An 11,906-nucleotide genomic window follows, 5' to 3' on the forward strand; every position below is an offset into this window, starting at 1 on the left:
CATGCGTGACATCCCGGCCGCGCTGGCCGCCCATCTGCGAGGCGGTGCCACAACCCTCTGCCATTGCTGGAGCCTGGCGCGCCGAGATGGCCTCGTCCTCGGCTTCACCGACCACGACCGGCCTCTCTGTTTCGACGGCATCGTCTTCGCCGCCGCGACGGGGCTGGAAGCCGCCGAGACGACCTCGGAACTGGGCTTCGCCGTCAGCGGCGGGGAGGTCTCGGGAGCCTTCGCTGCATCCGGGCTCAACGAAGCCGACCTCGCGCGCGGCGCCTTCGACGATGCGCGTCTTCGGATCTGGCTCGTCAACTGGGCCGATCCTGGCCAGCGCCTCCTGCTGGACGAAGGCCACATCGGCGAGGTTCGCCGCGGCGAAACGGCCTTCACGGCCGAACTGCGCAGCACCGCCAAGGCGTTCGACGAGGAGCGGGGCCGGCTCTATCTGCGCAGCTGCGCCGCCGATCTTGGCGATGCGCGCTGCGGTGTTGTGCTGGTGCCGGCCCCGGCGAGCGTCGCTGCAACAGACGGACGCTTCTCGCTCTCGGCCCTGGACCTGTCGGGCTTCGGCGACGGCCATTTCACGGGGGGCCGTCTGACCTTCACCTCCGGCCCCAACGCCGGCTTCGCGACAGAGGTGAAGCGCCATGGGCTGGAGGGCGAGCGCGCGGTGCTCCAGCTCTGGCAGGCGCCCGCTGAGCCGATCGGCGTCGGAGACGGCTTCGAGGTGACGCCGGGCTGCGACAAGAGCTTCGCCACCTGCCGCGCTAAATTCGGGAACGGCGTCAACTTTCGTGGCTTTCCGCACATGCCCTCCGCCGACTTCATCATCGGCGGCGTTCGTCCGGGGGACGTCGCTCTCGATGGCGGGAGCCTTTTCCGATGAGGCGGGCGGAGATCGTGGCGGCGGCCCGCCAGTGGCTCGGCACGCCTTATCACCACCAGGCGTCGCTGCGCGGGGTGGGCTGCGATTGCCTCGGCCTCGTCCGGGGCGTCTGGCGCGACCTGTGCGGCCCCGAGCCGGAAATGCCCCCGGCCTATTCCCCGAACTGGGCGGAGAGCCTCGGGCAGGAGACGCTCGCACTCGCCGCCATGCGCCACCTACGTCCCCTTCAGCTGGCGCAGGCGCAGCCGGGCGACGTCCTGCTCTTTCGCTGGCGGGCGCATCTGCCCGCCAAGCATTGCGCGATCCTGAGCGCGCCGGACGCGATCATCCACGCCCATGACGGCGCCGCGGTGACGGAGGTCGCGCTGACCGGATGGTGGCGGCGCCACCTCAGCCATGCCTTTTTCTTTCCCGGAGTGAGCGACTGATGGCGACGCTTCTTCTTCAGGTCGCCGGCTCGGCATTGGGCACCGCGCTGGGCGGCCCCGTGGGCGGCGCCATAGGGCAGGCGCTCGGCGGGCTCGCCGGGGCGAGCCTCGACCAGGCCTGGCTCGGCGGCTCCGGCGGCAGCCGGATCGTCGAGGGGCCGCGGCTGAAGGAGGTCAACGGCCTCGTCGCGACCGAGGGCGCGGCGATCCCGCGCCTCTATGGCCGGGCCCGGCTCGGCGGCCAGCTGATCTGGGCGACGCGCTTCGAGGAGGAGATCAAGCTCTCGATCACGCGCACCAAGAGCGGCGGAAAGGGCGGCCGGGCGCAGAAAACCTACGAGACGACCTATAGCTACTACGCCAATCTCGCGGTGGGGCTGTGTGAGGGGCCGATCGCCTTCGTCCGGCGCATCTGGGCCGATGGGCGGGAACTCGACGTGCAGACGGTCTCCCTGCGGGTCCATAGGGGCGAGGAGACGCAGGCCGCCGATCCGCTGATCGTCGCCAAGGAGGCGGGCGACGCGCCGGCCTATCGTGGGCTGGCCTATGTCGTGTTCGAGCGTTTCCCGCTGGCCGAGTACGGCAATCGCGTCCCGCAATTCGAGTTCGAGGTGGTGCGGGCGGTCGATGGGCTCGGCGCGATGATCCGCGCCGTCACCCTCACCCCCGGGGCCGGCGAATTCGTCTACGACAGCCGTTCCGTCAGCCACGAGCCGGAGCCGGGCGTGACGGAGAGCCTGACCCGCCACCAGCTCTATGGCGGCGCGGACGTCGACACGGCGCTGAGCCATCTCGTCGCGCTCTGTCCGAATCTGAGGCGCGTCTCGCTCGTCCTGTCGTGGTTCGGCGACGATCTGCGCGCCGGCGTTTGCACGGTCTCGCCGCGTGTCGAGGTCTCGTACAAGCCGACGGTCGGTGCCGAATGGAGCGTCGCCGGGCTGACCCGTGGCACGGCGCGTTCCGTCAGCCAGGCCGATGGCCGCCCGGCCTTCGGCGGCACGCCCTCCGACGAGAGCATCGTCGCGCTGATCCGGCGCCTGCGGTTCGACTACGGGCTGGAGGTCGTGCTCTATCCCTTTCTGATGATGGATGTTCCGGCCGGCAACACCTTGCCGGACCCCTATACCGGAGAGGCCGGGCAGCCGCGCTATCCCTGGCGCGGGCGCATCACCTGTGATCCGGCCCCCGGTCGCACCGGCAGTCCAGAGGGGACGGCAGGGGTGACGGCGCAGGTCGCCGCCTTCATGGGGACGGTCGCTCCCGGCGATCTCGCCATCGGGGATGGCACGGTGGCCTGCGCCAAGCCGGACGAGTGGTCCTTCCGGCGTCTCGTGATGCACTGCGCCGCCCTGGCGCAGCTCGCCGGCGGTGTCGAAGGCTTCGTCATCGGCTCGGAGCTGGTCGGGTTGACGCGCCTGCGCAATCCGGACGGCTACCCGATGGCCGCCCAGCTCTCTGCGCTGGCCGCGGATGTCCGGGAGATGCTGCCCGCGACGACGCTGACCTACGCCGCCGACTGGACGGAATATGGGGCCGACGTCCGCAATGGCGGGGAGGACATCGATTTTCCGCTCGACAGCCTCTGGGCGCATTCCGCCATCGGAGCCATCGGCATCGACTGGTATCCTCCGTTGTCCGATTGGCGTGACTCGGCGGACCATGCGGATTCGCAGATCGCGCGCGGCCCGGCCGACCTCGCCTATCTCCGCGCGCGGCTGGCCGGCGGCGAGGCCTATGACTGGTTCTATGCCGACGAGGCGGGCCGCGTGGCGCAGCAGCGCCTGCCGATCGCCGACGGCGCTCATGGCAAGCCCTGGATCTATCGGCCGAAGGACCTCGTCGGCTGGTGGAGCAACCCGCATATCCGCCGGACCGGCGGCATCGAAACCACGGCAACCCCTTTCGTGCCCGGGGCCAAGCCGATCTGGCTGACGGAAGTCGGCGTTCCCGCCGTCGACAAGGGCGCCAATGCGCCCAACCTGTTTCCCGATCCGAAATCCGACGAAGGCGGGCTGCCACCGTTTTCCAGCGGCGCGCGGGATGACCTTGTCCAGGCACGGGCGCTGGCCGCGATCCTCTCGGGCTTCGATCCGGCTCAGGCAGGCTTCGAGCCCGCCCGCAACCCGGTGCATCCGGAGAGCGGGATCCGCATGGTCGACCCGGGCCATCTCTTCGTCTGGACCTGGGACGCACGGCCCTTCCCGGCCTTTCCGGATCTTTCCGCCACCTGGGCGGACGGGAGCAATTTCGAGACCGGGCACTGGCTCAACGGGCGTCTCGAGGGCACCCCGCTCGATCGGCTGGTGGAGAAGCTGCTCGCCGATTTCGGCCTGCCGCCGGCGGGTCGTATCGCTGTCGACGGGTTTCTCGACGGCTATGTGATCGAGCGGCCGCTCTCGGCACGGCAGGCGCTCGAGCCTCTGGCGCAGACCTTCGGTTTCGATGCCGTCATGAGCTCCGGGAAGCTGCGCTTCGAGGGGCGCGGCGGCGCCGTCGCGCGCCGGCTCGGCCCCGACGACCTGATCCTCGACCGGGACGGCGAGGCCTTCACGCTGCGCCGGGCGCAGGAGAGCGAATTGCCGCTCGAACTGCGGCTCGGCTTCTGTGACGGCGACAACGACTACCGCAGCGCCGCTGCGCGCTCGCGCCGGCTTGCAGGAGCGGCCCGGCGCGAGGTCGCGGTCGAAACCGCCATCGTGACGCGGCAGCAGGAGGGATTGCGGTTGGCTGACCAGCGGCTGCAGGAAGCCTGGGCGGCCCGGGAGACGCTGGATTGCGAGCTGTCGCCGCGCTGCCTCGATCTGGAGCCGGGCGACGTCGTGTCACTGGCGGTCGGGGCGTCGGAACGCCTCTTCCGGATCACCCGCATCGCAGACGGCCCGACCCGGCGCGTCGCTGGGCGGCTGGTCGAGCCCGCGATCTATCGGATGGCGGGGGCACGGGGAGGGGCCCGGCCTGTCCGCCTGCCGCCCGCCTTGCCCGGCCGGCCACTGGTCGTGCCGATGGCGCTGCCGGTGGCCGTCCGGCAGCCGCCGGCGCTCGTTTCGCTTGCGGCCTTCGCCGCCCCCTGGCCGGGCGCGCTTGCGATCTGGCAGGCCGACGAGGCCGGCCTGTTCGCGCCCCGCAGCTTCATCGAGGCGCCCGCGGTCGTTGGCGAAACCCTCACCGATCTGCCGCCCGGGCCACTCTGGCGCAGCGACACCCGCGCGGTGCTCGATGTCAGGCTGCGCGGCGGCGTGCTCGCCTCCGTCTCCCCCGAGGCGGCATTGGCCGGGGCGAATGCGCTGGCGCTGATAGGCGGGGACGGCGCGATCGAACTCGTCACTGTCTCGCGCGCCGAGTTGATCGGGCCGCAGCGCTTTCGCCTGTCCGGCTTTCTGCGCGGCCTCGGCGGCTCGGAGGCCGTGGCCGGACGCCATCTGCCTGCCGGCTCCCGTATCGTCCTGCTCGATGGGGCGATGACGGTGCTCAGCGACGATCTTGCCGATATCGGCCGGATTCTGCGGCTGCGCATCGGGCCCGCACAGGCCGATGTCGGGGATCCGGCCATGCTGGAACTCGTCGTAACGGTCGGTGCGGAGGCATTGAAGCCATTTGCTCCCGTGCGGGTCACGGCGCGGCGCAGCGGGGCAGGCATCTCCCTGAACTGGGTGCGGCGCACGCGCGTCGACGGCGACAGCTGGGACCTCGCCGAGGTGCCGCTCGGCGAGGAGAGCGAGCGTTATGCGCTGGACATCCTCTCCGGCTCCGCCGCCCTGCGGTCCGTGACGGTGACCGAACCGGGATGGCTCTATCCGCATGCGCAGGAACTGCTGGATTTCGGAGCGCCCCTGTCCGCGATCGACGTCGCCGTGAGGCAACTGAGCGCAGCGGCAGGCGCAGGCCATGAATGGCGTGGACGGGTCGCCATCCGCTGAACTAGGCTTCCATCCCGGAGCCTGAGGAACATTCATGGCGCGTTCACGCGCACAAGGCTAACCCGAGCGCGATGATGCCGGTCGAACCTCTCCTTGCCTTTGCCTTGCTGGCATCGCAGCCGGCGCCGGTTCTGCGCGTCGACGACACGGCCCCCGTATCCTGCCTCTCCTCGCAGGAGATCCGCGATGCCGTGGCGGAGGGCAAGGTGATCCAGCCTGCCGAAGCCTCCCGCAACGCACGCCATGCGGCGCCGGGGGAGGTGCTGCGCATCAGCCTCTGTCGGCAGGGCGAGGAATACGTCTATCTCGTCACCACGATGAAGCGTGACGGGCGGGTCGCGCGGGTGACGCTCGAGGGACAATCGGGCAAGGTCGCCACCGTTCGCTGACGGCGGACCGATTCTTGGAACGGGAGCGCGAAGACCGTGAGACTGCTCGTCGTCGAGGACGACAAGGACCTGAATCGCCAGATCGTCACGGCACTGGAAAATGCCGGTTACGCCGTCGACAAGGCATTCGACGGCGAGGAGGGGCTCTATCTCGGGGAGACCGAGCCTTATGATGCCGTCATCCTCGATCTGGGGCTGCCGAAGGTCGATGGGGTCGCGGTTCTTCAAGCCTGGCGGCGCGCCGACAAGACGATGCCGGTGCTGATTCTCACCGCACGGGACCGCTGGAGCGACAAGGTCGGCGGCTTCGATGCCGGCGCGGACGACTACGTCGTCAAGCCCTTCCATGTCGAGGAACTCCTGGCCCGCGTCCGGGCGCTGCTGCGCCGCGCGGCTGGGCATGCCACCTCTGAGCTCGTCTGCGGCCCGGTGCGGCTCGATACACGCGCGAGCCGCGTCGTCGTCGACGGCAACCCGGTGAAGCTGACGTCGCACGAATACCGGCTGCTATCTTATCTGATGCATCATCAGGGCCGCGTGGTGTCGCGGACCGAGCTGGTGGAGCATCTCTACGACCAGGATTTCGACAGAGACTCCAACACGATCGAGGTCTTCGTCGGCCGCCTGCGCAAGAAGCTGGGCGTGGACGTCATCGAGACCGTCCGCGGCCTCGGTTATATCGCTGCCGCCCCCGACAAGGGCTGAGCGCAGCCCATGCCGATCAGGACGCGCCGCTATTCGCTCGGCACGCGGTTGTTCCTGTCGGCGGCGCTGAGCTGCGTGCTGATCCTCGTCCTCGCCGGAGTCGGCCTCACCACCTTCTACCGCCGCTCAGCCGAGCGCGGCTTCGACGAGCGGCTCTCCGTCTACATCAAGGAACTGGTGGCCGATCTGGCGGCCCCCCCCGAGACGGAGCGCCAGGCCATCGGCGACCTCGGCGAACCGCGCTTCGACCTGCCGCTGTCGGGCTGGTACTGGCAGATCATTCGTCTCGATGGCGACAAGCCCAACCTGCGCGCCTCGCGCTCGCTGGTGGGGGGGCAGCTTCCCAAGCTGCTCGACCAGCGCATCGCCCCCAACAATCGCGGCCTGCGCGAAAGTTACGTTTCCGGGCCCGACGACCGGATGTTGCGGGTCTTGGAACGCGAGATCGATGTCGGCGAGGACGGCCGCTTCACCGTCGCCGTGGCGGCGCCGGCCGACGAGATCGAAGGCGACATCCAGGATTTCCGCTTCGCCCTGACGATGACCTTCGTCCTGCTCGGGTTGATCCTCGTCTCGTCGACGCTGATGCAGGTGCGCTTCGGGTTGCGTCCGCTCGTGCGGCTGCGCGCCGCGGTCGGCGCGGTAAGGACGGGCGACGCCCCGCGCATCGCCGGCGAATATCCGCCCGACCTCGCACCGCTCGCCGGAGAGCTCAACCAGCTGATCGACGCCAATCACGAGATTCTCGAGCGCGCCCGCACGCAGGTCGGTAATTTGGCCCATGCCTTGAAGACGCCGCTGAGCGTGATGCTGAACGAGGCCGAGGCCGAGAAACCCGGCAGCCATCTCGCCCGCACGGTCGGCACCCAGGCCGCGATCATGCGCGACCAGGTGCAGTATTACCTCGACCGGGCCCGGGCGGCCGCCTTGTCCGGTGCGCTGGGCGGGACGACGGAGGTGGTGACGTCGCTCGAGGCCCTGCTGCGCACCTTCATGAAGATCACCCGCGACAAGGGCATCGACGGCTCCCACGACCTGCCGGAGACGCTCCGTTTCCGCGGGGAGAAGCAGGATCTGGAGGAGATGCTGGGCAATCTCCTCGACAATGCGTTCAAATGGGCGGCGGCTAAGGTGCGGGTGTCCCTGGAAGACGGAACCGGCGGGGCGGGCGAGCCGATGGCCATCCTGATCGACGACGACGGGCCCGGCCTGCCCGAAGGCGCCATGGCCGAGGTGCTGAAGCGCGGCCGGCGGCTCGACGAGACCACCCCTGGTTCCGGCCTCGGCCTGTCGATCGTGGTCGATCTCGCCAAGCTCTATGGCGGGGAGGTGACGCTGCACCGCGCCCCGCTCGGCGGCCTCAGGGCCCGCCTGATCCTGCCCTCGGTCTAAGGGATTCCCCGCGTGACCGAATGTCGCCATGAACCCGCTCGAGCAATTCGCTAAGAACGCGGGATGATGATCTGGGCGATCTTTGCGGCGATGACGGGAGGGGCGATCTTCGCCCTGCTCTGGCCGTTGAGCCATGGCGGAAAGGCGGCCTTCGCCGACAAGGCCGACGCGGCGAGCCTTTACCGCTCGCAGGTCGCCGAGATCGACCGTGACCTCGCGCGGGCCTTGATCGGTCCTGCGGAGGCGGAGGCGGCGCGGGCCGAGGCGGCCCGGCGCCTGCTGCGGGCCACCGCCGGCCAGGCCGCCCCTGCGGGGGAGACCGAGCCCTCGCTGCGTCGCCGCCGTGCGAGTTCGGCGCTGATGCTGTCCGTGGTACCGCTGCTGGCGCTGCTGGTCTACGGCGTCTACGGCTCCCCGACGGCGCCCGACCAGCCGCTCGCCGCGCGCGTCGCCAAGGCCGGCCTCCGCCAGGATTTCGCGGTCGTCTTCGCCCGGATGGAGGCGCATCTGGCCGCCAATCCTGGGGACGCCAAGGGCTGGTCGCTGATCGCCCCGATCTATCTGCGGCAGGGCCGCTATGAGGAGGCCGAGCGGGCCTATGCCGCCGCCGCCCGCTCCGGCAAGGCCGATGCGGAGACTTGGGCAGGCCTCGGCGAGGCGCGCACGCTGGCGGCATCGGGCGTCGTGACCGCTGCGGCCCGCGAGGCCTTCTCGGAAGCCCTGAAGCAGGAGCCCGGCAACGCCCGCTCCGCCTTCTATCTCGCCGTGGCCCGGGAGCAGGACGGCGACCGCAGCGGCGCCGTCGCCGCCCTGAAGCAGCTGCTCGCCAGCGCGCCGGCGGGCGCGGACTGGGCGGGGATGGTGCAGGCCAAGATCGACAGCCTCGAGGGCGCCCCGGCGCGCGACGCGATCGCCTCTCTGCCGGCCGAGCAGCGCGACGCGGCGATCCGCGGCATGGTTGAGGGGCTGGCGAGCCGCTTGGAAGCCGGCGGCGGCTCTCTGGAGGAATGGACCCGGCTGATCCGCGCAAGGACCGTGCTGGGTCAGAAGGAGGAAGCCCGTGCGGCGGCCGCAAAGGCGCGCGAGCGCCTCGGTCAGGATGCATCGGCCCTTGCGGCGCTCGACGCGCTGGCCGATGAATTGGCCTTGAAGGAGGCAAGCCCATGACGATGGCGCAGCCGGCAGGCGGAGCGCCCGCCAAGCGGCGCATGACGCGCAAGCAGCGCCGGCTCATGCTGATCGCAGCAGCCGGAGCCGTGCTCGCGCTCGCGCTCGGCCTGGTGCTCTTCGCCATGCGCGACACCATCGTCTTCTTCTACGGGCCGACGGAGATCGCCGAGAAGGGCGTCCAGCCGGGCGCGAGGCTGCGGCTCGGCGGGCTGGTGGAGGAAGGCTCCGTCAAGCGCGGCCCGGGCCAGCAGGTGGCCTTCGCCATCACCGACGGCAAGAGCGTCGTCCAGGTCAGCTATAGCGGCCTGCTGCCGGACCTGTTCAGGGAAGGGCAGGGCGTCGTGACCGAGGGCGTCTTCCAGGGCGGCGGCCGCTTCAAGGCGGATTCGGTGCTCGCCAAGCATGACGAGAAATACATGCCGCGCGAAGTGGCCGACACCTTGAAGAAGCAGGGCCACTGGCAGGGCGAAGCCGGCGCGGCACCCGCGGCGGCCAAGCCGTGAGCGCGCGATGATCGTCGAGATCGGCCATTACGCCCTCGCGCTCGCGCTCGGCGTCTCCATCATCCAGGCGCTGGTGCCGCTCTGGGGCCTGTCGCGGCACGACCGTGCGCTGGCCTCCGTTGGCGCGAGCGCGGCCCTGGTCAGCTTCGCGCTGGTGGCGCTGGCGTTCGCGGCGCTGGTGGCCTCCTACGCCCGCTCCGATTTTTCCGTCGCGAACGTCTATGCCAATTCCCATTCGGCCCAGCCGCTGATCTACAAGCTGACCTCCGTCTGGGGGAACCATGAGGGCTCGCTGCTCCTCTGGGTGCTGATCCTGACGCTGTTCGGCGCGCTCGTCGCTCTTTCGCGCAACTCCCTGCCGCCGCGCCTGCGGGCCGGCGCCCTCGCGACGCAAGGGCTGATCGCGACCGCCTTCCTCGCCTTCACGCTGCTGACCTCGAACCCGTTCCAGCGCCTGTCTCCGGCGCCGGCGGAGGGGCAGGACCTCAACCCGATCCTGCAGGACCTCGGCCTCGCCATCCATCCGCCGCTGCTCTATGTCGGCTATGTCGGGTTCTCGATGACCTACGCCTTCGCGGTCGCTGCGCTGATCGACGGCCGCATCGACGCCATGTGGGCGCGCGCGGTGCGCCCCTGGACGTTGCTCGCCTGGATCTTCCTGACCCTCGGCATCGCGATGGGCTCCTACTGGGCCTATTACGAGCTCGGCTGGGGCGGCTGGTGGTTCTGGGACCCTGTCGAGAACGCCTCCTTCATGCCCTGGCTGGCGGGGACGGCGCTGCTGCACTCCATCGTCGTCATGGAGAAGCGGGACGCTCTCAAGGTCTGGACGATCCTGCTCGCGATCCTGACCTTCTCGCTCTCGCTGCTCGGCACCATCATCGTCCGCTCCGGTGTGCTGACTTCGGTCCATTCCTTCGCCAGCGACCCGGCGCGCGGGCTCTTCATCCTGCTGATCCTGATGGCGTTCGTCGGCGGCTCGCTCGCCCTGTTCGCCTGGCGCGCGCCGCTCCTGCGGCAAGGCGGATTGTTCGCGCCCGTCTCGCGGGAGAGCGCGCTCGTCGTCAACAACGTCTTCCTGGCGACCGCCTGCGCGACCGTCTTCATCGGCACGCTCTATCCGCTGGCGCTGGAAATGGTGACCGGCGACAAGATCTCCGTCGGCGCCCCCTTCTTCGACGCGACCTTCGTGCCGATCATGGTGCCGCTCCTGCTGATCCTGCCGATCGGCCAGTCCCTGGCCTGGAAGCGCGGTGACTTCCTGGGCGCGGCCCAGCGCAACGCGGCGGCCTTCGGGCTGGCCCTGCTGGCGGCGCTGGCGCTGATCGCCTTCACCCGCGGCGGGCCGGTCCTGGCGCCGCTGGCCGTTGGGCTCGGCCTCTTCCTGGTGCTGGGCGCCGGCTTCGACCTCGCGGAACGGATCGTTACCCGTGCCAGCGGCTGGCCCGCGATGGTCGCGCGGGCCAAGGGCCTGCCGCGCTCGGCCTGGGGCACGGCCTTCGCCCATGCCGGCGTCGGCCTCAGCATCATCGGCATCGCCGCCTCCGCCTGGAGCAGCGAGGCCATCGGCACGCTGAAGCCGGGCGAGAAGCTTACCGCGGGGCGCTACACGATCGTGCTCGAATCGATCAGCCCGCGGAACGGCCCGAACTTCCGCGCCGACGTCGCCCGCTTCCAGCTCTTCGCCGACGGCCGGGAACTGGCCCCGCTGGAAGCCTCGAAGCGGGTCTACACCGCCCGCGCGATGCCGACGACGGAGGCCGGCATCCGCACGCAGTGGCTGAGCCAGGCCTATGTCAGCCTCGGCGAGGCGCAGGGCGACGGGCTGGCCGTCCGCCTCTACGACAAGCCGATGATCCTGCTGATCTGGATCGGCTCCCTCGTCATGGCCTTCGGCGGCGCGCTCTCGCTCACCGACCGCCGCTTCCGCCTCGCCGCGCCGCGCCGCGCTGCCGCCATGGCCGCGCCGGCACCGGCGGAGTAGCGGCGATGCGCCGGATCGCCGCCATCCTCGCCTTCGCCCTGGCCCTGTCCGCGCCCGTTCATGCGGTGCAGCCGGACGAGGTGCTGAAGGACCCTGCGCTGGAGAAGCGCGCGCGGGAGATCTCGAGCGGGCTGCGCTGCCTCGTCTGCCAGAACCAGTCGATCGACGATTCCAACGCGCCGCTGGCGCGCGACCTGCGCGTGCTCGTGCGGGAGCGGCTGGTCGCCGGAGACAGCGACCGCGCGGTGACCGACTTCGTGGTCCAGCGCTACGGCGATTTCGTCCTGCTGAAGCCGCCCTTCAATGCGCATACGGCGATCCTGTGGGGAGCGCCCTTCCTTATCCTGGCCGCGGGAGCACTCTTCGTCTGGCGCCGCGGCCGCAGCCTGCCCGGGCCCGCCGCGGCTGCCGCATTGACCGACGAGGAGCGGCGCCGCTTGGAGGCGTTGCTCGGCGAGGACCGCCCCTGACCGCCGTGGTCACCTTACGAAACCGTCACCTTCAGGCCAAAGCCGGGTAAGGCACCGGGGCCCAT

10 protein-coding genes are annotated in these 11,906 nt (G+C 70.3%); all 10 read left to right on the forward strand.

Features of this window, described 5'->3' with window-relative positions:
- Window position 1 precedes the first annotated feature (1 nt).
- The 10 genes from ACOJTB_RS08355 to ACOJTB_RS08400 all read left to right on the forward strand — a co-directional run bounded on the left by ACOJTB_RS08355 (window position 2) and on the right by ACOJTB_RS08400 (window position 11,841).
- Window positions 2–883 carry a DUF2163 domain-containing protein gene (locus ACOJTB_RS08355; RefSeq protein ID WP_420102068.1) on the forward strand — a complete coding sequence of 294 codons (882 nt, stop codon included), beginning with the start codon at window positions 2–4 and terminating at the stop codon, window positions 881–883.
- Entirely contained in the window at window positions 880–1,311 is a 432-nt protein-coding gene (locus tag ACOJTB_RS08360) for an NlpC/P60 family protein (protein WP_420102069.1), read from the forward strand. Before ACOJTB_RS08355 ends, ACOJTB_RS08360 begins: the two co-directional genes overlap by 4 nt.
- Window positions 1,311–5,228 carry a baseplate multidomain protein megatron gene (locus ACOJTB_RS08365; RefSeq protein WP_420102070.1) on the forward strand — a complete coding sequence of 1,306 codons (3,918 nt, stop codon included), beginning with the start codon at window positions 1,311–1,313 and terminating at the stop codon, window positions 5,226–5,228. The genes ACOJTB_RS08360 and ACOJTB_RS08365 overlap by 1 nt, the downstream gene beginning before the upstream one ends.
- 74 nt (window positions 5,229–5,302) lie before the next feature.
- On the forward strand, window positions 5,303–5,617 hold the full coding sequence (locus ACOJTB_RS08370; protein WP_420102071.1) for a PepSY domain-containing protein: 315 nt from the start codon (window positions 5,303–5,305) through the stop codon (window positions 5,615–5,617).
- A gap of 36 nt (window positions 5,618–5,653) precedes the next feature.
- Complete coding sequence (locus tag ACOJTB_RS08375) at window positions 5,654–6,322, forward strand: response regulator transcription factor (RefSeq protein WP_076435995.1); 669 nt, start codon at window positions 5,654–5,656, stop codon at window positions 6,320–6,322.
- A gap of 9 nt (window positions 6,323–6,331) precedes the next feature.
- Window positions 6,332–7,714 carry an ATP-binding protein gene (locus ACOJTB_RS08380; RefSeq protein ID WP_420102072.1) on the forward strand — a complete coding sequence of 461 codons (1,383 nt, stop codon included), beginning with the start codon at window positions 6,332–6,334 and terminating at the stop codon, window positions 7,712–7,714.
- Window positions 7,715–7,780: 66 nt separating this feature from the next.
- On the forward strand, window positions 7,781–8,881 hold the full coding sequence (gene ccmI / locus ACOJTB_RS08385) for a c-type cytochrome biogenesis protein CcmI (RefSeq protein WP_420102073.1): 1,101 nt from the start codon (window positions 7,781–7,783) through the stop codon (window positions 8,879–8,881).
- A 41-nt stretch (window positions 8,882–8,922) separates the two neighbouring features.
- Window positions 8,923–9,387 carry a cytochrome c maturation protein CcmE gene (gene ccmE / locus ACOJTB_RS08390; RefSeq protein WP_420102076.1) on the forward strand — a complete coding sequence of 155 codons (465 nt, stop codon included), beginning with the start codon at window positions 8,923–8,925 and terminating at the stop codon, window positions 9,385–9,387.
- Between the two features lie 7 nt (window positions 9,388–9,394).
- The gene (locus tag ACOJTB_RS08395) at window positions 9,395–11,371 is read left to right on the forward strand and encodes a heme lyase CcmF/NrfE family subunit (protein WP_420102074.1); all 1,977 of its coding nucleotides are present in this window, start codon (window positions 9,395–9,397) and stop codon (window positions 11,369–11,371) included.
- A gap of 5 nt (window positions 11,372–11,376) precedes the next feature.
- Window positions 11,377–11,841, forward strand: coding sequence for a cytochrome c-type biogenesis protein (locus tag ACOJTB_RS08400; protein ID WP_420102075.1), 465 nt, complete (start codon window positions 11,377–11,379; stop codon window positions 11,839–11,841).
- Window positions 11,842–11,906 lie beyond the last annotated feature (65 nt).

It is taken from the genome of Allobosea sp. (genome assembly GCF_048595345.1).
GTDB lineage: Bacteria > Pseudomonadota > Alphaproteobacteria > Rhizobiales > Beijerinckiaceae > Allobosea.

Coding starts and splice junctions, on each gene's coding strand:
- ACOJTB_RS08360 (WP_420102069.1), top strand. CDS start 880: ATGAGGCGGGCGGAGATCGTGGCGGCGGCCCGCCAGTGGCTCGGCACG.
- ccmI (WP_420102073.1), top strand. CDS start 7,781: ATGATCTGGGCGATCTTTGCGGCGATGACGGGAGGGGCGATCTTCGCC.
- ACOJTB_RS08400 (WP_420102075.1), top strand. CDS start 11,377: ATGCGCCGGATCGCCGCCATCCTCGCCTTCGCCCTGGCCCTGTCCGCG.
- ACOJTB_RS08355 (WP_420102068.1), top strand. CDS start 2: ATGCGTGACATCCCGGCCGCGCTGGCCGCCCATCTGCGAGGCGGTGCC.
- ACOJTB_RS08365 (WP_420102070.1), top strand. CDS start 1,311: ATGGCGACGCTTCTTCTTCAGGTCGCCGGCTCGGCATTGGGCACCGCG.
- ACOJTB_RS08380 (WP_420102072.1), top strand. CDS start 6,332: ATGCCGATCAGGACGCGCCGCTATTCGCTCGGCACGCGGTTGTTCCTG.
- ACOJTB_RS08370 (WP_420102071.1), top strand. CDS start 5,303: ATGCCGGTCGAACCTCTCCTTGCCTTTGCCTTGCTGGCATCGCAGCCG.
- ccmE (WP_420102076.1), top strand. CDS start 8,923: ATGACGCGCAAGCAGCGCCGGCTCATGCTGATCGCAGCAGCCGGAGCC.
- ACOJTB_RS08395 (WP_420102074.1), top strand. CDS start 9,395: ATGATCGTCGAGATCGGCCATTACGCCCTCGCGCTCGCGCTCGGCGTC.